Genomic DNA, 22147 nt, shown 5'->3' with positions numbered 1-22147 from the left:
AATGTGTTTTCTCCCTCTCCTTTTGGGAGAGGGCTGGGGTGAGGGTATTATCGGTTCCCCTCACCCTTCCCTCTCCCCACAGGGGAGAGGGTAAAGGCTTATTCGTCTTCTAACAGAGCTTCATAGGCGGTCGCATCCAGCAGCGCGGCAACCTGCGCTTCGTCGCTGGCTTTGATTTTGAAGATCCAGCCGTCGGTATACGGGTCGCTGTTGACCAGTTCCGGAGAGTCGTTCAGCTCTTCGTTGACGGCAACGATTTCACCGCTAATCGGCGCGTAGATATCGGAAGCCGCTTTCACGGATTCGGCAACGGCGCAATCGGCGCCCGCTTCAACGGTGGCGCCCACTTCCGGCAGGTCAACGAAAACCATGTCGCCAAGCAGCTCCTGCGCGTGCTCGGTGATCCCAACGGTATAGGTGCCGTCCGCTTCTTTACGCAGCCACTCGTGTTCTTTGCTGTATTTCAGTTCTGCTGGTACGTTGCTCATCAATTCATCTCCAAAAAAGGGAAATCACACAATGGCTTTGCCATTGCGTACAAAACCAGGTTTAGTCACTTTTACCGGCATTTCACGGTTACGAATTTGCACCACCGCGGTGTCGCCAATCCCGGCCGGCACGCGAGCCAGCGCGATGCTGTAGCCCAGCGTCGGCGAGAAGGTGCCGCTGGTGATAATGCCTTCTTTTTGATTACCGTCGCTATCGGTAAAACGTACCGGCAGGCCGCCGCGCAGGACGCCTTTCTCGGTCATCACCAGGCCGACCAGCTGCTCGGTGCCTTTTTCGCGCTGCATTTCCAGCGCTTCGCGGCCGATGAAGTTACGATCGGCGGGCTCCCAGGCGATAGTCCAGCCCATGTTCGCCGCCAGCGGCGAGACGCCTTCATCCATCTCCTGGCCATACAGGTTCATCCCGGCTTCCAGGCGCAGGGTGTCGCGCGCGCCAAGACCACACGGCTTAACGCCGGCGTCCAGCAGACCGCGCCAGAAATCCGCCGCCTGCTCGTTCGGCATAGCGATTTCATAACCCGCTTCGCCGGTATAACCGGTGGTGGCGATAAACAGGTCGCCGGCCTGTACGCCGAAGAACGGCTTCATGCCTTCCACGGCCTGGCGCTGAGCGTCGGTGAACAGCGTCGCCGCCTTCGCTTTCGCCTGCGGACCCTGCACCGCGATCAGCGATAGATCGTCGCGAACGGTGATTTCAAGACCGTAAGGTTCGGCTTGTTCGGAAATCCAGGCGAGGTCTTTTTCACGAGTGGCGGAGTTAACAACGAGGCGGAAATAATCTTCAGAAAGGAAATAAACAATCAGGTCATCGATGACGCCAGCGGAAGCGGTTAGCATGCCGGTGTAGAGCGCTTTGCCTGGGGTGGTAAGCTTTGCCACATCGTTTGCCAGCAAATAGCGCAAGAACTCTCTGATCCGGCTGCCGTGGAAATCGACGATGGTCATATGCGACACATCGAACATCCCTGCATCGCCGCGCACCGCGTGGTGCTCATCAATCTGGGACCCGTAATGCAGCGGCATCATCCAGCCATGGAAATCCACCATGCGAGCGCCGCACAGCGTGTGTTGTTCATACAACGGAGTCTGTTGAGCCATCTTTTCCTCATCGAATAAAACGGAACCAGCCACGATATTGTCGGCGATTTTGCGCCACGAAATCCGGCGACGGCACCGCTTACGGACGCCGACGCAAACGTTCTCTTTTGCCTGAACTTACCACCGAACCCGGTGCTAAACCATAAGGTAAATCAGGACATCACATTAGCTTATGACCAAAGCGCGCCGAAAAGCCTACAGAGTTATTGACTGGAAAAAAGCGATTTATGCCACATAAAATTAACATAATGAGCAAACCAGTCAGGTGATGATGGTGTTTTATGCGATTTTATGGGCCTAATTTCTTTAACAAAAAAAAGAGCGCATTAATAAAACTAATGCGAAAAAAGAGGTGAAATTAGAATATTTCAAATGAGGGAGAAAACCCGGCGCGCAGGCCGGGTAAAAGAAGTGTGACGGGGTTAACGTAACCAGGCGGGGAGATCGTTGAGGCCCATCGCCTGACGAATCAGCTGCGGTTTTACGCCAGGCAGCGAATCGGCCAGTTTGAGCCCCATGTCGCGGAGGAATTTCTTCGCCGGATGGCTGCCGGAGAACATTTCGCGGAATCCCTGCATACCCGCCAGCATCAGCGCGGCGCTATGCTTGCGGCTGCGCTCATAGCGGCGCAGGTACAAATGCTGACCGATATCTTTACCCTGCGCGTGCAGGCGCTTCAGCTCGTCGATAAGCTCGGCGGCGTCCATAAAGCCAAGGTTCACCCCCTGCCCGGCCAGCGGATGAATAGTGTGGGCGGCATCGCCAACCAGCGCCAGACGATGGGCGGCGAACTGACGCGCGTAGCGTCCGGTCAGCGGGAAAACCTGCCGTTCGCTTTCAAGCTGGCAAAGGCCAAGGCGATTATCAAAAGCGATGTTCAGCGCCTGATTAAACGCGGCTGCATCGGCCTGCTGCATCCGCTGCGCCTCTTCCGGCGACAGCGACCAGACGATCGAGCACAGATGCGGATCGCTAAGCGGCAGGAAGGCCAGAATGCCTTCACCGTGGAACGCCTGACGCGCCACCGCCTGATGCGGCTCGGAGGTACGTATCGTCGCCACCAGCGCATGATGGCGATAGTCCCAGAAGGTCAGCGGAATATCGGCTTTATTGCGCAGCCACGAATTGGCGCCATCGGCGCCGACCACCAGCCGCGCGGTCAACATGCTGCCGTCCTGCAGGCTCAGGAAGGCTTCGTTTTCGCCCCACGCCACCTGCTGCAGCTGCGCAGGCGCCAGCAGGGTGACGTCAGCGCAGCGCTGCGCTTTTTGCCACAGCGCGTGATGCACCACGGCATTTTCAATAATATGGCCCAGATGGCTAAAGCCCATGCTCTGGTCATCGAAGCTAATGCGGCCAAAGCTATCTTTGTCCCACACTTCCATGCCGTGATAGCAACTGGCGCGCTGGGAGATGATCTCACTCCAGACATCCAGTTTAGTCAGCAGCTTTTCGCTGGCGGCATTGATTGCCGAAACGCGCAGCGCCGGCGGCGCATCGGCGTCAAGAGGCTGCGGCGCCGCTTGTTCCAGCACCGCGACGCGTAGGCCGCTGCCCTGTAAACCACAGGCCACCGCCAGTCCCACCATTCCGCCGCCAACAATGGCAACATCAACACTTTGCACGTTCTACTCCTTAACGGGGAACCCAACCGAGGGTACGCTGCGCCAGCGCATCGCGCGCCGGGGTAAATAATTCCATCGCCATCAGCCCGACGTTGCGCCCCGCCACCAGCGGCGCCCAACGGTTGGCAAAGAGATGCACCAGCCCATCGGTCACGCCGATGGTGGCGGCTTTATCATCCGCTCGCCGCGCCTGGTAGCGACACAGCAGAGAATAATTGCCCACATCCTCGCCGACCGCGTGGGCGTCGGCAAGCAGTTCAGCCAGGCTCATCACGTCGCGCAGGCCGAGATTAAAGCCCTGCCCGGCGATCGGGTGCAATGTCTGCGCCGCATTGCCGACCTGCGCCAGACGGTGCGACACCGAACGGATAGCGGTAGTTAACGCCAGCGGATAGACGCTACGCTTACCGGCATGGGTAATGCGCCCCAGCCGCCAGCCGAACGCCTGCTGTAATTGCTGGCAAAAACGTTCGTCAGACCAGCTCAGCACCTCGTCGCGCCGCGACTGCGGATGGCACCACACCAGCGAACAGCGCCCTTGCGACATCGGCAGCATCGCCAGCGGACCATGCTCGGTAAAGCGCTCGAAGGCGCGGCCTTCGTGCGGCAACGCGGTGCTAACGTTGGCGATAATCGCCAGTTGCTCATAGGGCTGCTGCTGCCAGCTAATGCCGCAGCGCGCGCCCAGCGACGAACGCGAACCATCTGCCGCCACCAGCAGCTTACCGTTGATGGTTTCGCCGCTATCAAGGGTGAGGCTGACGCTGTCCTGGCTGCGGTTGACCGCTTCCACTTTCGCCGGACAGTGCAGGGTGACGCCCGGCGCCTCGCGCAGCAGGCTAAACAGCCGCTGGCCGACATCGTGGAGTTCAACCACCTGCCCCAGCGCCGACAGGCCGTAATCGGCCGCCGCCAGGTTTACAAAACCGGCATGGCCGCGGTCGCTGACGTGTACCCGCTGGATAGGCGTCGCTCGTTTAGCAAGGTTCTGCCAGATACCGATGCGCGCCAGCTGCTGGCAGGTGCCAGCAGCCAGGGCAATCGCCCGATCGTCAAAACCTGGGTGGCGTGAAGACGCCGGATCCTGCGCTTCAATCAGATGAACCGGCAGCGCACCGCCGGTCAAACGGGAGATGGCCAGCGCGAGCGTCGCACCGGTCATCCCGCCGCCGACAATCAGCACGCTCATGACTGGCGCGCCGCCGCCATCAGCGCCTCGATCTCATCGGCCTTCTTCACCACGCTGGCGGTGAGATTTTCGTTGCCATCTTCGGTAATCACGATGTCATCTTCAATACGAATGCCGATGCCGCGATACTGCGCCGGTACGTCGGCGTCGGTGGCGATATACAGCCCCGGCTCGACGGTCAGCACCATTCCCGGTTCCAGCACGCGCGAACGGTCGGTGTCGTAATTACCGACATCGTGCACATCCAGACCCAACCAGTGGCTCAGGCCATGCATAAAGTAAGGGCGATGGGCGTTGTTGGCGATAAGCTCGTCAATCTCGCCTTTCAGGATCCCCAGCCGCACCAGGCCGGTAATCATAATGCGCACCACTTCCTGATTAACCTCATAAATGGAGGTACCCGGACGATACAGCTCCAGCGCGGTTTCCAGCGATTCCAGCACAATGTCGTAGATTTCACGCTGCGGTTTGCTGAATTTACCGTTAACCGGGAAGGTACGGGTGATATCGCCCGCATAGCCGCGGTATTCACAGCCGGCGTCAATCAGCACTAAATCGCCATCACGCAGTTCGGATTCGTTTTCGGTGTAGTGCAGGATGCAGGCGTTTTCGCCGCCGCCAACGATGGTGTTATAAGACGGGAAACGCGCGCCGTGGCGGTTGAATTCGTGGAGAATTTCGCCTTCCAGCTGATATTCGAACATCCCCGGGCGGCATTTTTCCATCGCCCGGGTATGGGCAAGGGCGGAAATTTCGCCGGCCCGGCGCATTACTTCCAGCTCTTCCGCGGATTTAAACAGGCGCATTTCATGCACCACAGGCCGCCAGTCGATGACGGAGTTCGGTGCCTGCAGGTTCTGACGTGAACCTTTACGCAGTTTTTCGAGGGCGTTAAACACAATTTCATCGGCATAGGCATATTCGCCCTGGGCAAAATAGATAGCGTCCAGGCCGTTGAGCAGTTGATACAGCTGCTGGTTGATTTCGCTAAACGCCAGCGCGCGATCGACGCCGAGTTTGCCCGGCGCGGCATCCTGCCCCAGACGGCGGCCAAACCAGATTTCCGCCGTCAGATCGCGAACGCGGTTAAACAGCACGCTATGGTTGTGCGTTTCATCGCTTTTGATCAGCACCAGCAGCGCTTCCGGTTCATTGAAGCCGGTGAAGTACCAAAAATCGCTGTTCTGCCGGTAGGGATATTCCGAATCTGCGCTGCGTACCGCTTCCGGCGCGGCAAAAATCAGCGCCGCGCTGCCCGGCTGCATCTGCGCCAATAATGCCTGGCGACGAGAAAGAAACTCCTGCTGTGTCATGACGCCCCCTGAATGTCGTTTTTATTTAGTGTAACGTTGGCTTGCGTACTTCCGGTGCGGTTGGCTGCTGGCGCGCGAAGGTATCGTGGCACAGTAACGCGGCGACGCGTACGTACTCAATAATCTCTTCGAGAGACATCTCCAGCTCTTCCTGGTCTTCATCTTCGTCGTAGCCGAGTTGCGCAATGTTACGCAGATCATCGATGGCTTCGCCGGTCTCATCCTTCACTTTATCCAGCTTCGGCTGGGTCACGCCAAGGCCGAGCAGGAAATGGTTAACCCAGCCCGCCAGCGCGTCGGCGCGGTCGAAAACGCTGACGTTGTCGCCTTCCGGCATATACAGCTGGAACAGAAAACCGTCATCTTCCAGCGAGTCGCTGGTGGCGGAATGCATGCTACGCAGCGCCTGGGCCAGTTCATGACCAAAGGCAAGGCCTTCGTTGGTCAGGTCATGCACCAGCGGCTGCCAGCTGCTGTCGGTGTTGCCGCCGCAGAGGATGCCGCTTATCAAACCGTGCATTTCGGCCGGGGTTAATCCCACCCCTTGTTGGTTCAGTAACTGGTCTACATCGTTGTAACCAGGCATTTCGTTCTGTATAGACATGCGCATTCGTCATCGTTGGGAGGAATATTCATGATATGCTACCACTTTGGACCCTGGTGAACCAGAAAAGGGCTTGTGTCCCCGCACCAGGGTAGCTATAGTGTCGCCCCTTCGCAGAACCGGGCTCGGATGTGAAGGCAGCGCAGTCAATCAGCAGGAAGGTGGCATGTCTGCACAACCCGTAGATCTCCAAATTTTTGGCCGTTCACTGCGAGTGAATTGCCCGCCTGAACAAAGGGATGCCCTGAATCAGGCAGCTGAAGACCTTAATCAGCGGTTGCAAGATTTAAAAGAACGCACTAGAGTCACAAATACTGAGCAGCTGGTCTTCATCGCCGCGTTGAACATCAGCTATGAGTTGACTCAGGAAAAAGCGAAGACCCGCGACTACGCCTCCAGTATGGAACAGCGCATTCGCATGCTTCAGCAGACCATCGAACAGGCATTGCTTGAGCAAGGTCGCATAAGCGAAAGACCGGGGTCGAAGTTTGAATAACACTTTGTCGTTAACTGTGTTAGAGTAATCGCAAGAACAAAATTTCTCTGAGATGTTTGCAAGCGGGCCAGTCCCCTGAGCCGATATTTCATACCACAAGAATGTGGCGCTCCACGGTTGGTGAGCATGCTCGGTTCGCCCGAGAAGCCTTAAAACTGTGACGACGCATTCACCTTGAACCAAGGGTTCAAGGGTTACAGCCTGCGGCGGCATCTCGGAGATTCCCTTCTTAAGTTCGCATTATCCCCTCAACGTTGTTTTCGGCCTGTGCCACCCTGTATTACACTTTCCCGTATCGTTTCGCCTGCTCGTAATGAGACCAGCATGACTATACAGCCCGATATCCCGCTCTCCAGACAGCAAATTCGCCAACAGATCCGCGAGCGTAGACGCGCGCTTAGCGCTGAACAGCAGCAGCGCTTCGCCCTGCAGGCCGCTGAGCGAATGATGGCGTATCCGCCCGTCGTACTCGCTCATACCGTGGCGCTGTTCCTCTCCTTCGACGGCGAGCTGGATACCCAACCGCTGATCGAGCAATTGTGGCGGGCGGGCAAGCGGGTTTATCTGCCGGTACTGCATCCGTTTAGCCCCGGTAATCTGCTGTTTTTGCATTATCATCCGCAAAGCCAGCTGATTTTCAATCGCCTGAAGATTTATGAACCAAAGCTCGACGTGCGCGACGTCCTGCCGCTTGCCGAGCTCGATGTGCTGATTACCCCGCTGGTCGCCTTCGATGCCAGCGGTCAACGTCTGGGGATGGGCGGCGGCTTCTACGATCGTACCTTACAGAACTGGCGGCAGTATCGCCTGCAGCCGGTAGGCTACGCCCACGACTGCCAGCAGGTGGATACCCTGCCGAGCGAACAGTGGGATGTCCCGCTGCCGGCGGTGATTACGCCAGGCAAAACCTGGCGCTGGTAGAGTGTTGTGCGGGTTCGAGAATTACGCCAGGAAGGCGTTAAAAAAATACGGGCAGGTATGCGACCTGCCCGTGAGGCAACAACAAATTAGTACAGCAGACGGGCGCGGATGGTGCCCGGGATCGCTTTCATCGCCAGCAGCGCCTGCTGCGCGACGTCGCCGTCGGCTTCGATATCAATCACCACGTAACCCATCTGCGGGGTGGTCTGCAGATACTGGGCGGCGATGTTGATGTTCTGCGCGGCGAAAATCTGGTTAAGCGCCGTCAGGATGCCAGGGCGGTTTTCATGAATATGCAGCAGACGGCGTCCGCCGTGCAGCGGCAGAGAAACCTCCGGGAAGTTCACCGCCGACAGCGTAGAACCGTTGTCGGAATACTTCGCCAGCTTGCCAGCCACTTCCAGACCAATGTTTTCCTGCGCTTCCTGAGTTGAGCCGCCGATATGCGGCGTCAGGATCACGTTATCGAATTCGCATAGCGGAGAGTTAAACGGATCGCTGTTGGTCGCCGGCTCCGTCGGGAAGACGTCAATGGCCGCGCCGGCCAGGTGCTTACGCGACAGCGCATCGCACAGCGCCGGGATATCCACCACCGTGCCGCGAGAGGCGTTGATCAGCAGCGCGCCCGGCTTCATCAGCGCCAGCTCTTCCGGCCCCATCATGTTTTTGGTGGAGGCGTTTTCCGGCACGTGCAGGCTAACGACATCGCTCATGTTCAGCAGGTCGGAGAGGTGCTGAACCTGCGTGGCGTTGCCCAGCGGCAGTTTGTTTTCGATATCATAAAAATAGACGTGCATCCCCAGCGATTCCGCCAGAATGCCGAGCTGGGTGCCGATATGGCCGTAACCGATAATCCCCAGTTTTTTGCCGCGCGCTTCAAAGCTGCCTACCGCCTGCTTATTCCACACGCCGCGATGCGCCTTGGCGTTAGCTTCCGGCACGCCGCGCAGCATCAGCAGTAGCTCGCCGATGACCAGCTCAGCCACCGAACGGGTGTTCGAGAACGGGGCGTTAAATACCGGGATACCGCGCTTCGCCGCCGCATCCAGATCGACCTGGTTGGTGCCGATACAGAAGCAGCCCACCGCCACCAGTTTTTCCGCCGCGGCGAAGATCTCTTCAGTCAGATGAGTACGGGAACGCAGGCCGATAAAATGGGCATCACGGATCGACGCTTTCAGCTCTTCAGTATCCAGCGCGCCTTTGTGAAATTCGATGTTGGTGTAACCTGCCGCACGAAGGTTATCGATTGCTTTCTGATGCACGCCTTCAACTAGCAGAAATTTAATCTTGTCTTTTTCCAGTGATACCTTAGCCATTTCCCCGTCCTGTTTTTATTGGTACTGATGTCGTGCTGAACAAAAACTCTTCCAGCAACATATCAAAAAAAACTATCGCGGCAATATGAACGTTTGCCTCGCCGACCTGAAGAAATATCACGTTGAAGCAAAAGACAGGACAAAACACCAGAAAGAGAATAGATGGCAGATTGTTACTCAGAAAGGTTACGTAAATGTGACACAAGTCACCAAATTAAGGCCATAGAAAAAAATTTAGGGGGAAGCGCGAAACTTCCCCCCGATCGTCTTATTTACTGACGATGGTCTTCACGCCGTCGGCGGTACCGATCAGCGCCACGTCGGCGCCGCGGTTGGCGAACAAGCCGACGGTCACCACGCCCGGGATACCGTTAATGGCGTTTTCCAGCGCGATAGCGTCCAGGATTTCGAGGCCGTGTACATCGAGGATCACGTTGCCGTTATCCGTCACCACGCCCTGACGATATTCCGGGCGGCCGCCCAGCTTCACCAGCTGACGCGCGACGGCGCTGCGCGCCATCGGGATCACTTCCACCGGCAGCGGGAAGTTGCCGAGGATATCAACCTGCTTGGAGGCGTCGGCGATGCAGATAAACTTATCGGCAACCGAGGCGATGATCTTTTCGCGGGTCAGCGCCGCACCGCCGCCTTTGATCATCTGCATGTGGCCGTTAATTTCATCCGCGCCGTCAACGTAGATGCCCAGGCGGTCGACGGAGTTAAGGTCGAATACCGGGATACCGAGGCTTTTCAGCTTTTCGGTAGAGGCGTCGGAGCTGGATACCGCGCCTTCAATCTGCCCTTTCATGGTCCCCAGCGCATCAATAAAATGCGCCGCCGTGGAGCCGGTGCCAACACCGACAATGGTGCCCGGTTGTACATATTGCAGCGCTGCCCAGCCGACTGCTTTTTTCAGTTCATCCTGCGTCATGATTATCGTCCGAGATGTGAATACTTACCGCGCATTATAGAACATCGACGGATGAAATGTCCCTGCGATGGCGATCACACATCTGAGCAGACCATTTTCGTCTTTATCAAAAACAAATTTATGTCATAGTGCGGGTTAACGAAAAGTTATGGGGGTACGCCAGAATAATGAAACGACCGGACTACAGAACATTACAAGCGCTGGATGCGGTGATTAGGGAACGTGGGTTTGAGCGCGCCGCGCAGAAGCTATGCATTACACAGTCCGCCGTCTCACAGCGTATCAAACAGCTGGAAAACATGTTTGGCCAACCACTGCTGGTGCGTACCGTACCGCCGCGCCCGACCGAGCAGGGGCAAAAACTGTTGGCTCTGCTGCGCCAGGTTGAGCTGCTGGAAGAAGAGTGGCTTGGCGATGAGCAGACCGGCTCCACGCCGCTGCTGCTGTCGTTGGCGGTCAACGCCGACAGTCTGGCGACCTGGCTGCTGCCGGCGCTGGCCAACGTGCTATCCGACTCCCCTATTCGCCTCAATCTGCAGGTTGAAGATGAAACCCGCACCCAGGAGCGCCTGCGCCGTGGGGAAGTGGTCGGCGCGGTGAGTATTCAGCCGCAGGCGCTACCAAGCTGCCTGGTCGATCAACTCGGCGCGCTCGATTACCTGTTCGTCGCCTCGAAGGAGTTTGCGCAACGCTACTTCCCTAACGGGGTAACGCGTTCTGCGCTGCTGAAAGCGCCGGTGGTCGCCTTCGATCATCTCGACGATATGCACCAGGCGTTCCTGCAGCAAAACTTCGACCTGCCGCCGGGCAGCGTGCCCTGCCATATCGTCAACTCGTCGGAGGCCTTCGTGCAGCTGGCGCGTCAGGGCACCACCTGCTGTATGATCCCGCATCTGCAGATCGAGAAAGAGCTGAAGAGCGGCGAGCTTATCGACCTGACGCCAGGGCTGTTCCAGCGCCGGATGCTCTACTGGCACCGCTTTGCACCGGAAAGCCGCATGATGCGCCGGGTGACCGATGCGCTTATTGATTACGGCCACAAGGTGCTGCGCCAGGATTAAACGGCGGGCATAAAAAAAGCCACTTCACTGAAGTGGCTTTTTTGTCGCTGTGGCTTACTGAGCCGGTTTCGGCGCTTCCGCTGGTTTCGCCGGCGCGGCAGGCGCAGCGGCCTGTGCTGGCTGCAGTTCGAAGACCACGTCAACCTGATCATCAAACTGGATGGTCGCCTGCTCGTAGGTTTCCTGCGCGGAGACCGGCGCGGCGTCAGCCGCCTTCATCATGCGAACCATCGGGCTCGGCTGATAGTTGGAAACATGGTAACGCACGCTATAGACCGGACCCAGCTTGCTGTGGAAGCCAGCAGCCAGCTCCTGCGCCTGATGCACCGCATCATCGATAGCCGCTTTACGCGCTTTATCTTTGTAGGCATCCGGTTGCGCAACGCCCAGCGATACGGAACGAATTTCGTTCAGCCCCGCTTTCAGCGCGCCGTCCAGCAGGCCATTCAGCTTATCGAGCTGACGCAGGGTAACTTCGACGGTACGCACCGCGCGATAGCCTTTAAGGATGCTTTTCCCGTTCTGATAGTCGTAATCAGGTTGGGTACGCAGGTTCGCCGAGCTGATATCCTTTTTGGCAATGCCGCTCTTTTCAAGGAAAGAGAGATATTGCGCAACGCGATCGTCAGCCTGTTTTTTTGCCGATGCCGCATCTTTTGCCGCGACGTTAACTTCAATCGCCAGAGTGGCGATATCCGGAACCGCTGCAACGCTTGCTGTGCCTGAAGTCACAATATGCGGGCCATCCGGCAATTCACTTGCCTGCGCCGCCATCGTGCTGAATCCGAGTGCTGCCGCCAGGGCTAAGACTTTTAACTTCACTGTCGTTTCTCCATCTTGCTTAGGTCGCCCATTTTAAGGACGCATGCCAGCTAGCTTAGCGCTTACGCGCGGAAAGTCCATCGGACTAAGCCTGGTTGATGAGCATCTGTATATGTTGCAGGCCATCTTTTGCTAACTGCAGGGCGATAAACCACATCACCAGCCCGACAAGCACGTTGATGATTCGCTGCGCCCGCGCGGTGCGTAAACGCGGCGCCAGCCACGCGGCCAGCAGCGCCAGGCCGAAGAACCATAAGAATGACGCGCTAATTGTCCCCAGCGCGAACCAGCGTTTGGGCTCGACCGCCAGCTGTCCGCCGAGGCTTCCGAGCACCACAAAGGTATCGAGATACACATGAGGGTTAAGCCAGGTCACCGCCAGCATGGTAACAATGATTTTCCAGCGCCCCTGCTTCATGACCTCGGCGCTGGCCAGCTCGAGATTATTGCTCATCGCCGTCTTCAGCGCGCCGAAGCCGTACCATAACAGGAAAGCGACGCCGCCCCAGGTGACCAGCGCCAGCAGCCACGGCGACTGCATCAGTAGCGCGCTACCGCCGAAAATTCCGGCGCAGATTAACGCCAGATCGCTAAGCGCGCACAACAGCGCAATCATTAAATGATACTGGCGGCGGATACCCTGATTCATCACGAAAGCGTTTTGCGGCCCGAGCGGCAGGATCATCGCCGCGCCCAGCGCAAGCCCTTGAAAGTAATAAGATAGCATCGTTTAATTTTCCGGTTTCATCGTTAATGCCGGAGAATATAGCGCGCCGTCAACATTAGCGGAAATTGATAATTTTAATCATTAATAAGTGAAGCTAATAGCTACAGGCAAAAAAAGACCGGCGATGCCGGTCTTGTGTCATTGCTGGAAAAAATTACTGCGCTTTTTCCTGCTGATTCACCATATGTACGTCCATCTGCGGATACGGGAAGCTGATGCCATTGGCGTCGAAATCGCGCTTAATGCGCTCCAGCACGTCCCAGTAGACGTTTTGCAGGTCGCTGCTTTTGCTCCATACGCGAACCACGAAGTTTACCGAAGAGGCGCCCAGTTCGTTAAGACGAACGGTCCTTTCGCGATCGCGCAGAATGCGGTCGTCGGATTCGATAATCGCGGTCAGCAGTTGTTTCACCTTATCGATATCGGCATCGTAGGAGACGCCGATAATAAACTCATTGCGACGCGCCGGCTCACGGGAGAAGTTAATGATATTGCCAGCGATGATTTTGCCGTTCGGCACCACCACGATTTTGCCATCGACGGTACGCAGAGTAGTGGAGAAAATCTGCACGTTCTGCACCGTGCCCGCGATGCCGCCGAGATCGACATATTCACCGGCGCGGAACGGGCGGAACATCACCAGCAGCACGCCTGCGGCAAGGTTCGACAACGACCCCTGCAGCGCCAGACCCACGGCCAAACCGGCGGCGCCCAGCACGGCAATCACTGAGGCGGTCTGTACGCCAACGCGGCCCAGGGCGGCAATCAGCGTAAAGGCGATAATCGCATAGCGCACCAGCGCGGAGAGAAAATCGGCGACAGTCGCGTCGATCTTACGCGCCAGCATCAGGCGGTTGACGGTGTTAGAAACGATGCGCGCCACGATCATCCCGATGATCAGGATAACGATAGCGGCAACGATGTTGACGGCATAGCTCAGCAGCAACTCCTGGTTGCGCGCCAGCCAGGTCCCGGCATGGTTGATGCTATCGACAACGTTCAAATCTTCCATTTAGTAATCCTTGGGTCATATCAAAAAAAAGCAAATGAGATCATTCTCACGAAAATGACCTTTTAAAGGTAAACAAAAACCACCGAAGATGCCATTTCTCAATCTGATCCAGATGAAACTAACGCCGCATTACGCTTGCGCAGGACGATCCACCATCCGCAAAAAACCGCTGACTAATGCCTCTTTGCGCTCGAACGCCCTGGCGATTTCACTGACGACTTTACCGCTGCCGGCATTCTTCCAGGCAACGGAGAGCGGCGAAGGCTGGCGGGGGTTGGCGACCGCACGGGCCACCAGCGCGCCGGATTCCAGGTAAGCGCGACACATTCGTTCCGGCAAAAAGCCGACCCCCAGACCGCTAAGATGGCAGGCCAGCTTGGTGCTGAGATCCGGCACCTTGATTTCTTTTTGCCCGTTGAGCAGCCAGGCGACACGACGCGTCAGAGTCCGCGACGTATCCTCAATGTTAATTGCCGGATAGCGGCGTAGCGCGTCGTCGGAGAGTACCGCCGCGGGGTGACTGGCAAGGGGATGATTCTGCGCCACCACAAACTGCCAGCGAATATCGCCGAGCGGCAATAAAGAGATATTGTTGGACAGGGATTCCGAGCCGGTTACGCCAATCGCCAGCTGGAAATCGTCGTATAGCAAAGAGTCCCAGACCCCCATATAGACCTGGCGGGAAAGCTGAAAACGGGTAAAAGGAAACTGCTGATGTAGCCAGGTCAGGAGATCCGCGGCGCTTTGCGGCTGATACAGAAGATTATTGATAACGATATTAACCTGTCTTTCGACGCCGGCATTAATCTGCTGGAGTTCATCGGGCATCACGTCAAGCCAGTTCAGCCACTGCCGACAGTGCTCAAGCAGATGTTGCCCGGCCAGCGTCAGGCTTACCGAGCGAGTCGTGCGTAAAAAGAGCTGCGTTGCCACCTGCTCTTCCAGCGTTTTGATACGATAGCTAATCGCCGCCGGCGTTTTGTGCAGCAGGCTGGCCGCGCGGGAGAAACTCCCGGTCTCGGCGACCTGTATAAACGTACGGATGGTTTCCTGATCGAGCATGCGTTCTCCTTGAATCCACTCTCTGTAACCAATGCTGCGCGAATGCCATCCCCAGCAGCGTATCAGCCCCAGAAGTATGACCTACCGCCAGCAAACGCTGAATTGCTCGCCTGGGATCGCCTGTCGACCGCAGCCCGCGCATTACCTTAACCACCGGCAGCGAAAACTCGCCGCGCCTGGCGCTATTCAGATAGCTACAGCTTACCGAAGTTGTCAGCGATGTAAGTTGATCCGCCGGGGGGATAAACGAGTGCAGGCGGTCAGAAAAACCGGCGCCGTACAGCATCGCCAACATCCCGGCGAGCATATCATCGCCGCTGGGGGTTAATCCGGGTCCCTTGCCAATCAGCCATCCCCAGTCCGGGAACTCGCCGCGTCGCCAGCGCTCCAGTTCGCCCATAATAGATGAATAAAACGACATATCCGCCAACGGCTGATTGAGCGCGGCGCATAGTCCGCTCTGGCATGAATAAGACGTAAGATCGAGAAGAAGCGAGCGGCCGACGGGAATGCGAAGTTTGAGCATCCGACGCGGGCGAATCACAACTCCCGCCCCCCACAATATGCGCCCCTGCTTAACCAGCCGCGGAAGATTAGCCAACTGCGCAAACTGGGTGCTGCTAAGCAGAATACCCGTCGGGCCAATACCTTTGCCGTAGCGAAATAGCGTCAGTAAAGTCCCATCGGCGTGGACGAAATTAACCGCCTGTGAAAATTGACTATGGTGCTGCCACACGCCGTCGGCTAACTGTTCAAGGCCGGTACAGGCCAGCGCATTGAGGGTTTTCATCGGCGTCTCTCCGGGGCGGCAGCGCCGCCCCTCTCTCGACTCAGGCAGTGATGTGGTGCAGTTCCGCCAACGCTTCCAGCGCCTTCTCAAAGCACAGCAGCGGCGCGCGAACGGTTCCCGCTCCCACCTGACCTATCCCCGCCTCGCGATGGGCAATACCGGTATTGATAAGCGGCGTGATACCGGTTTCCACGACCCGCCGAACATCCAGCCCCAGGCAGGCGCCTTTGAAGTCCCATGATGGGATCTGGAACAGCGGGTTGTTGGCAAGATAGATTTCAGACATCTCTTCCGATGTTTCCAGCGCCGCGCCCATTCCGCCAGCGCCGACGAAGCGCGTCACGCCCGGTGCGGCAATCATCGCCGCGCCGCCGATGCCCAGCGTTTCGGTAATCGCGCTATCGCCGATGTCCGGGTTGGCATCCGCCTGACTGTAGCCGGTGAAGAACAGCCCCTGCGGCGTATTCACCGGCGCGGTAAACCAGCGATCGCCGGTACCGCTAACGCGAATGCCGAACTCGCGGCCGTTGCGGGTCATGGCGGTCACCACCGAACCGGCTTTAATTTCCGCCGCCGCATCCATCACCGCTTTGCTGTAAGCCATCGCCAGGTTGAGGAAGAACTGATCGGTGACGCTGAGGAACTGCAGCACGGCGACAATTTCCGCCTTTGGCCGATCCAGGTCAGCAATGACCGGCGACAGCGTGCGCAGCAGCAGCGACGAGGCGGCGATATTACGCTGGTGGAACTCATCGCCCATGGTAATCGCCTGCGCCATCATCGCCGTCAGGTCAACGCCGTTTTCCATTCGCGACAGCGCTTCTTGCAGCACCGGCGCGAGCGTGTCGCGCATCCAGCGCAGACGCGTTTGCACATCCTCGCCGTAGGCGCCGAAGCGCATCACTTTGCCGATCCCTTCATTCAGGTTACAGCAGGATTGGTTACCATGAACCACATCGCGCACCACCAGCACCGGCATGTTCGCCGAGGTGATCCCGCCCATCGGCCCTACCGCGCCCACGTGGTGGCAAGGGATGAATTCCACCTCTCCCTGCTCCAGCATCCGCACGGCTTCTTCTTCGCTCGTCGCCCAGCCTTCAAACAACGATGCGCCGATACAGGCTCCGCGCATCGGCCCGGTCATCTCTTGCCAGGCGATTGGCGGCCCGGCGTGCAGTAATTTACGTCCAGAAGATAATTCAGCCACCGCCTCTTTCGCAGGACGGACGGCAACCCAATGCGGGCGCGCGGCTTTAATTCGTTCGATAATGGCTTCGTTAGCCTGTGCAATTGATGAGTACATATCCATACCTCTGAACTTAATGTAACTGCTTGAGTAAACTGGCGAGACGAGCGTTACCGCCGGCAACAGGCGCCCACTGATAATGCACCACTGGCGTACCGCTGCTTTGTAGATCCAGCGCGAAGCTGCGCAACCCGGCATTAATGACCTGCACGCCGTCGAGCAGCGGGTTATGCGCTGCCGATTCGCTCTGCGGCTGATGCTGCGTCAGGCTAACCGCCAGTAGCGTCGCCTCTTCGAGGGTTTCAACCACCGCAACCCCGGCATCGCCCAGGATGGCTATCTGCTCGCTACGGCCCTGCGGGTCGGCATCGGTACCGGTCATGGTGGCGATAACCACCAACGGCGCGACACGTTTACGCCGGACCTGCTCGATGGCCTCAACCACCGCCCCGGCCGGATCGGCGCAGGCGCCATAGCCCAGCACCACATCCAGCAACAGCACGCCAACTTCCGGCATGGTCGCCAGCTTCTCAATTTCAATGCTGCGGGTGGTGGGGTCGATCATCGGGTGCGGTCTACCGAGGGTGTAACTATCGTCGCCAAGGTCGACAATGCGATGCCCGCCGGCTTCCAGCATCACGCCGTCGGCGTGGCTGTCGCTGACCGGTATTCCCAGATGAGCGGAAAGCAGCATCGCGGCCTCGGCGGCAAGGGTACCGCCAGCGTACAGGCCATAAATTCCCTTGCCTGCAACCTGCGGCTGGCTCTGCCGCTGTTGCGCGACACGCATCAGCAGTACCGCCAGCTGCGCGGCGTCCGCCAGCGAGTTCGCCAGCCAGACGTTGCCCTCGCGGCGCTGCTCGGCACGACTACCAAGGAACAGCGCCACCACCGGTTTATTCTGCTTTTGCATGGCGGCAATGATGCGGGCACGCACCTGTGGCGAAGGCGGTTTGGAGACAAAAGCGATAACCTGCGTCGCGCTATCGGCCGCCAGCATCTCCAGCGCGGTCAGGGCACTGATACCGCCGACTTCGGCGCTGAGATCGCGCCCGCCAAGGCCGATGGCGTGGCTAATTCCCTGTTGATGCAGCGCCACCTGGGAGGTGATTTCCTGGATCCCGGTCCCCGATGCGCCGATGACGCCAATTCCGCCCTGCGGTAAAACGTTGGCAAAGGCCAGCGGACTACCGGCAATCATTGCCGTTCCGCAATCCGGCCCCATCACAATGAGCCCCTTCTCGCGAGCCAGCGTTTTCAGTTCAACTTCTTGCTCCAGCGGGACGTTATCGGAAAACAGCATCACGCTCTTATTGGCTAACAATCCCTCTTTCGCCACCCCGGCGGCGTACTCCCCTGCCACCGAAACCAGCAACAGATTCGCGTCCGGTAATTTCTGGCAGGCGCTCTCCCAGCGCCGCGCCTTGACCAGCTGCGTTGAGCTGCCCGATGCATTAGCGATAGCGCTTAGCTCTTTCTCTAATTGTTCACGGATTAAATCGAGAATTTCCGGCTGCGCTTCGTGCGTGCGGACTGCGACACAAATATCGTTGGGCGTCGCCTCGGCGAAATCCGGATGCCAGAATCCGGTCGACTCCAGCATCGATTTATTCGCCGGGGTACCCATCATGACCGAAACCTGATCCACTTCCGGGCGTTCACTTAATTTGCGGGAAATAATCATCAGGCTTACGGAATCCTGGAAGCTTCCCTTTTTAATAAAAGCGTAAATCATTACCGCTACCTCTTTATGTGCGTTTTTCTTTTAAAAACAGCATGGCGACCAGACCAATGACCAGCAGCGCAGCGGAAACATAAAAGCTCGAAGCCAGACTGCCGGTAATATCACGCGCCGCCCCTGCAATAATCGGCGCCAGAATCGATGAGCTCATGCCGATAAAATTAAATAAACCAAACGCGGTACTGTAATTGGTTTCATCGACGCTATCGGCGACCAGTGCCACCAGTACCGGATCCAGCGCCAGTTTGCCAACCAGGCCGTACACGCACAGCGCCACGATGACGCCGGTCATACTCGGCATCCAAATAATGGAAAGCATGCTGGCAATCGCCACCGGCACGAGGAATAAAATTAACGGCTTGCGGCGGCCTAATTTATCCGACAGCCCCGAGAACAACAGCGCGCCGGGAATAGAGATCCACGCGACCAGCGACGAAATAAACCCAGTTTCGCTACCGGCAATACCGCGCTCGTTTTGCAGATAATAAGGAAGCCAGGTCAGAATAACGAAGAAACCAAACAGGCTGCAGAACACCATAATATAGGTCAGAATTAAATTACGATTCTTCAACAGATCGCTAAATTTACCTTTTTGTACCGGTTTGCCCTCAGCGTCGGCGGTGCGTTTTTTCTCTTTCACGAATAGCCAGATAGCAATCCCTACCAGCACCGAAGGTATCGCCATGGCATAAAACGGCATCCGCCACGAGTAACCCTGGTCATAGACCAGCCAGCTGGAGGTCATCAGACCCAGCGCAATGCCAAAGGCCATTCCGCTATTGATAATCGCGCTGCCCAGCGAGCGGAATTTTTTCGGGATCTGCTCGGAAGACAAGCCATACTGCGGGCCATAATATGTCCCCTCGCCTGCGCCGGTGACCACGCGGGCAAATAGCAGCATATACCAGCTTTTTACCCAGCCGGTGACCGCGGTAAAAACGCCAAACAGAATAAACCCAGGCACTAGCACTTTTTTCTTACCGATTTTGTCCCCGAGGATCCCCGCCGGCACCTGTAGCAATGCATAAGAAAAATAAAATACGGAGTTGAGCACTCCTAATTGCGTTCCGCTTAAACCAAACTCTTTTTCCAGCTCACCCATCACCGGATTTAATACCGTGCGATCGGCATACATAAATACCCAACCTAACCAGAAAAGAAATACCGTGACCCACCAGGCGGGTATTCCTTTTCTTTTGGTCACCTCGGTTACCTCATACGTTCCTGACATAAGCTATCTCCCGGCAATATTCACCTCAGGCCATCCCAGAGGATGCGTGAAGGATTGATGTTTTAACTCCGCTAACCATATCGGGGTAACCATGTATTTCATTTGAACAAAGTCACACAAAATCCATTGTTTTAAATTCCTAAAGACTGCTGACGAAATTATTAAAAAAAATCTAATAATCATCTTTAAAAACATTTAAATAAAACCAGCGAATATAATATTTATTAGCGAGATATTTTTTACTCTCGATAAAGTGGCGACCTCATCACATTACCTGGCCGCTAAAACGATATTTTTAGCGCACTTCTATAATTCAATGAGGTCATCATGAAAAAGAAAATCGTTATTGCGCTGGGTGGTAATGCACTGCTGCAGCGCGGAGAAGTGCTCAGCGCGGAAAATCAGCAGCGCAGCATTCAACTTTTTGCCCGGATGGCGGCGGAATTAGCCCGTGATTATCAGCTGGTGATCGTGCACGGTAATGGCCCGCAGGTCGGATTGCTGGCGCTGCAAAACGCCGCCTATCAGGAATCTCCCGCCTGGCCGCTGGATATTCTGGTCGCGGAAAGTCAGGGGATGATAGGCTTCGCTATCGCTCAGGAACTGATGCAATACGCCGGTGCGCCGGTCAGTACCCTGATGACGCGCGTAGAGGTGGCGGCAAATGATGACGCTTTCGCGGCGCCGGGGAAATATATTGGCCCGGTCTATCCGCCGCAGCAGCAGGCGGAGCTGGAAAAACGCTATGGTTGGCAGATGAAAGCGGATGGCGACTATATCCGTCGGGTGGTCCCTTCCCCCAAGCCGCTAAATATTGTTGATAGCGCGGCCATTCAGACGCTGATGGATGCCGGTCATCTGGTGATTTGCTGCGGCGGCGGCGGGATCCCGGTGGTTGCCGATACGCACGGTTACCGGGGAGTCGAAGCGGTTATCGATAAAGATTTGACGGCGGCAGCGCTTGCCGGCGCCATTCATGCCGACCACCTGCTGATACTGACGGATGCCGATGCGGTCTATGTTGACTGGGGGACGCCGCAGGCTCGCCCGTTGCGTCAGGCCACCATTGCTACGCTCGCGCCGTTTGCCGCGCCGGACGGCGCAATGGGGCCGAAAGCGGAAGCGGTCATTCAGTTTGTCAAACAGACCGGAAATAACGCCTTTATCGGCGCGTTAAAGGATGCGCCACAGATATTAGCCGGGGAAAAAGGCACCTGCGTAAGCCGCTAAAAAAAAGGCTTCCCGCAGGAAGCCTTTTTTATGCCGGTAATGAAAGGAAACGCCGTTTCCCTTCGTTACGCTCGCAGCAAGCGAAATTACAGAACGTCGATCGCGTTCAGCTCTTTGAATGCCTGCTCCAGACGAGTCACCATAGAGGTCTGAGCGGCACGCAGCCATACGCGCGGATCGTAGTATTTCTTGTTCGGCTGGTCTTCGCCTTTCGGGTTGCCCAGCTGGCCCTGCAGGTAAGCTTCGTTCGCTTTGTAGTACTGCAGGATACCGTCCCAGGTCGCCCATTGGGTGTCGGTATCGATGTTCATTTTGACAACGCCGTAGCTGACGGAGTCTTTGATTTCCTGAGCGGAAGAACCGGAACCGCCGTGGAAGACGAAGTTCAGGCTGTTGTGCGGCAGGTTGTGTTTCTTAGAAACATATTCCTGAGAGTCGCGCAGGATAGTCGGAGTCAGAACCACGTTACCCGGCTTGTAAACGCCGTGTACGTTACCGAAGGAAGCGGCGATGGTGAAGCGCGGGCTGATTTTGCTCAGCTCGGTGTACGCGTAATCAACGTCTTCCGGCTGAGTGTACAGTGCGGAAGCGTCCATGTGGCTGTTGTCCACGCCGTCTTCTTCACCGCCGGTGCAGCCCAGTTCGATTTCCAGAGTCATGCCCATTTTGGCCATGCGAGCCAGGTACTTAGAGCAGATCTCGATGTTTTCGTGCAGGGACTCTTCAGACAGGTCGATCATGTGGGAAGAGAACAGCGGTTTGCCGGTGGCAGCGAAGTGTTTTTCACCCGCGTCCAGCAGGCCGTCGATCCACGGCAGCAGTTTCTTCGCGCAGTGGTCAGTGTGCAGGATAACCGGCACGCCGTAGTGTTCAGCCATCTGGTGCACGTGATGCGCGCCAGAGATAGCGCCGAGGATAGCAGCGCCCTGCGGAACGTCAGTTTTCACGCCTTTGCCCGCGATGAACGCAGCGCCGCCGTTAGAGAACTGAACGATAACCGGAGAACGAACTTTCGCAGCAGCTTCCAGAACGGCGTTGATGGAGTCAGTACCCACGCAGTTTACCGCTGGCAGAGCAAAGTTGTTTTCTTTAGCTACCTGGAACACTTTCTGAACGTCGTCGCCAGTGATGACGCCCGGTTTTACGAAATCAAAAATTTTAGACATGTTACTTAGTCCTGTATCTGTATCTTCGACCGTTGAAGAAGGTTCGCGAGCTGT

21 protein-coding genes and 1 other RNA gene are annotated in these 22147 nt (G+C 56.9%); 5 read left to right on the top strand and 17 right to left on the bottom strand.

All coding sequences use genetic code 11. The features are described 5' to 3' along the window. Window positions 1-98: 98 nt before the first annotated feature. The 6 genes from gcvH to ABLV78_RS04160 form a co-directional block, all read right to left on the bottom strand. Complete coding sequence (gene gcvH / locus ABLV78_RS04185; RefSeq protein WP_023290979.1) at window positions 99-488, bottom strand: glycine cleavage system protein GcvH; 390 nt, start codon at window positions 486-488, stop codon at window positions 99-101. 24 nt (window positions 489-512) lie between these two features. Further along, window positions 513-1607, bottom strand: coding sequence for a glycine cleavage system aminomethyltransferase GcvT (gene gcvT, locus ABLV78_RS04180; RefSeq protein WP_002916480.1), 1095 nt, complete (start codon window positions 1605-1607; stop codon window positions 513-515). A gap of 422 nt (window positions 1608-2029) precedes the next feature. Continuing rightward, window positions 2030-3232, bottom strand: coding sequence for an FAD-dependent 2-octaprenylphenol hydroxylase (ubiI, locus tag ABLV78_RS04175; protein ID WP_047044035.1), 1203 nt, complete (start codon window positions 3230-3232; stop codon window positions 2030-2032). A 10-nt stretch (window positions 3233-3242) separates the two neighbouring features. After that, window positions 3243-4421 carry a 2-octaprenyl-6-methoxyphenyl hydroxylase gene (gene ubiH, locus ABLV78_RS04170; RefSeq protein ID WP_047044036.1) on the bottom strand — a complete coding sequence of 393 codons (1179 nt, stop codon included), beginning with the start codon at window positions 4419-4421 and terminating at the stop codon, window positions 3243-3245. Then, window positions 4418-5734, bottom strand: a complete 1317-nt coding sequence (pepP, locus tag ABLV78_RS04165) for a Xaa-Pro aminopeptidase (protein ID WP_032709116.1) — start codon at window positions 5732-5734, stop codon at window positions 4418-4420. Before pepP ends, ubiH begins: the two co-directional genes overlap by 4 nt. A 25-nt stretch (window positions 5735-5759) precedes the next feature. Continuing rightward, entirely contained in the window at window positions 5760-6338 is a 579-nt protein-coding gene (locus ABLV78_RS04160) for a YecA/YgfB family protein (protein ID WP_015703432.1), read from the bottom strand. Window positions 6339-6504: 166 nt separating this feature from the next. Between ABLV78_RS04160 and zapA the strand changes: the two genes are divergently transcribed. From zapA to ABLV78_RS04145, 3 genes are all read left to right on the top strand, one after another. Further along, window positions 6505-6834: a cell division protein ZapA gene (zapA, locus tag ABLV78_RS04155; protein WP_004205298.1), complete on the top strand. Its 330-nt coding sequence runs from the start codon at window positions 6505-6507 to the stop codon at window positions 6832-6834. Window positions 6835-6875: 41 nt separating this feature from the next. After that, a non-coding RNA gene (gene ssrS, locus ABLV78_RS04150) (6S RNA) lies at window positions 6876-7059 on the top strand. A 99-nt stretch (window positions 7060-7158) separates the two neighbouring features. Then, on the top strand, window positions 7159-7755 hold the full coding sequence (locus ABLV78_RS04145; RefSeq protein WP_045392020.1) for a 5-formyltetrahydrofolate cyclo-ligase: 597 nt from the start codon (window positions 7159-7161) through the stop codon (window positions 7753-7755). 86 nt (window positions 7756-7841) lie between these two features. Here ABLV78_RS04145 and serA read toward each other — a convergent pair whose 3' ends face one another. Both serA and rpiA read right to left on the bottom strand, forming a co-directional pair. Beyond that, complete coding sequence (gene serA, locus ABLV78_RS04140) at window positions 7842-9074, bottom strand: phosphoglycerate dehydrogenase (protein ID WP_015369774.1); 1233 nt, start codon at window positions 9072-9074, stop codon at window positions 7842-7844. 268 nt (window positions 9075-9342) lie between these two features. Continuing rightward, window positions 9343-10005, bottom strand: a complete 663-nt coding sequence (rpiA, locus tag ABLV78_RS04135) for a ribose-5-phosphate isomerase RpiA (protein ID WP_045392023.1) — start codon at window positions 10003-10005, stop codon at window positions 9343-9345. 167 nt (window positions 10006-10172) lie between these two features. Here rpiA and argP point away from each other — a divergent pair, with 167 nt between their 5' ends. After that, window positions 10173-11066, top strand: coding sequence for a DNA-binding transcriptional regulator ArgP (gene argP, locus ABLV78_RS04130; RefSeq protein WP_008806448.1), 894 nt, complete (start codon window positions 10173-10175; stop codon window positions 11064-11066). Window positions 11067-11120: 54 nt separating this feature from the next. Here argP and ABLV78_RS04125 read toward each other — a convergent pair whose 3' ends face one another. The 8 genes from ABLV78_RS04125 to ABLV78_RS04090 form a co-directional block, all read right to left on the bottom strand. Beyond that, window positions 11121-11888 carry an oxidative stress defense protein gene (locus tag ABLV78_RS04125; RefSeq protein WP_015369771.1) on the bottom strand — a complete coding sequence of 256 codons (768 nt, stop codon included), beginning with the start codon at window positions 11886-11888 and terminating at the stop codon, window positions 11121-11123. An 85-nt stretch (window positions 11889-11973) separates the two neighbouring features. Beyond that, a complete protein-coding gene (gene argO / locus ABLV78_RS04120) occupies window positions 11974-12615 on the bottom strand; it encodes an arginine exporter ArgO (protein ID WP_015703435.1) in 642 nt (213 codons plus the stop codon). Window positions 12616-12769: 154 nt separating this feature from the next. Then, a complete protein-coding gene (locus tag ABLV78_RS04115; RefSeq protein ID WP_047044039.1) occupies window positions 12770-13627 on the bottom strand; it encodes a small-conductance mechanosensitive channel MscS in 858 nt (285 codons plus the stop codon). Between the two features lie 129 nt (window positions 13628-13756). Further along, window positions 13757-14689: an HTH-type transcriptional activator AllS gene (gene allS, locus ABLV78_RS04110; RefSeq protein WP_046883085.1), complete on the bottom strand. Its 933-nt coding sequence runs from the start codon at window positions 14687-14689 to the stop codon at window positions 13757-13759. Continuing rightward, window positions 14589-15479, bottom strand: coding sequence for an oxamate carbamoyltransferase subunit AllH family protein (locus ABLV78_RS04105; protein WP_047044041.1), 891 nt, complete (start codon window positions 15477-15479; stop codon window positions 14589-14591). Before ABLV78_RS04105 ends, allS begins: the two co-directional genes overlap by 101 nt. Window positions 15480-15519: 40 nt before the next feature. Then, window positions 15520-16782 (bottom strand): YlbE family protein, encoded by a 1263-nt coding sequence (locus ABLV78_RS04100; protein WP_047044043.1) that lies wholly within the window; start codon window positions 16780-16782, stop codon window positions 15520-15522. Between the two features lie 16 nt (window positions 16783-16798). Beyond that, window positions 16799-18460 carry an acyl-CoA synthetase FdrA gene (locus ABLV78_RS04095; RefSeq protein ID WP_047044045.1) on the bottom strand — a complete coding sequence of 554 codons (1662 nt, stop codon included), beginning with the start codon at window positions 18458-18460 and terminating at the stop codon, window positions 16799-16801. Window positions 18461-18473: 13 nt separating this feature from the next. Further along, entirely contained in the window at window positions 18474-19697 is a 1224-nt protein-coding gene (locus ABLV78_RS04090) for an MFS transporter (protein WP_047044047.1), read from the bottom strand. A 327-nt stretch (window positions 19698-20024) separates the two neighbouring features. Between ABLV78_RS04090 and ABLV78_RS04085 the strand changes: the two genes are divergently transcribed. Then, the gene (locus ABLV78_RS04085; RefSeq protein WP_047044048.1) at window positions 20025-20927 is read left to right on the top strand and encodes a carbamate kinase; all 903 of its coding nucleotides are present in this window, start codon (window positions 20025-20027) and stop codon (window positions 20925-20927) included. A gap of 86 nt (window positions 20928-21013) precedes the next feature. On the opposite strand, the gene fbaA is transcribed toward ABLV78_RS04085, so the two are convergent. Beyond that, the gene (fbaA, locus tag ABLV78_RS04080) at window positions 21014-22093 is read right to left on the bottom strand and encodes a class II fructose-bisphosphate aldolase (protein ID WP_004144748.1); all 1080 of its coding nucleotides are present in this window, start codon (window positions 22091-22093) and stop codon (window positions 21014-21016) included. Window positions 22094-22147 lie beyond the last annotated feature (54 nt).

Origin of the sequence: Klebsiella sp. CN_Kp075, from assembly GCF_040065055.2 — a bacterium.
Lineage (GTDB): Bacteria > Pseudomonadota > Gammaproteobacteria > Enterobacterales > Enterobacteriaceae > Klebsiella > Klebsiella aerogenes.
The sequence above is the reverse complement of the archived record's forward strand: the minus strand, read 5'-3'. Positions and strand labels throughout refer to the sequence as shown.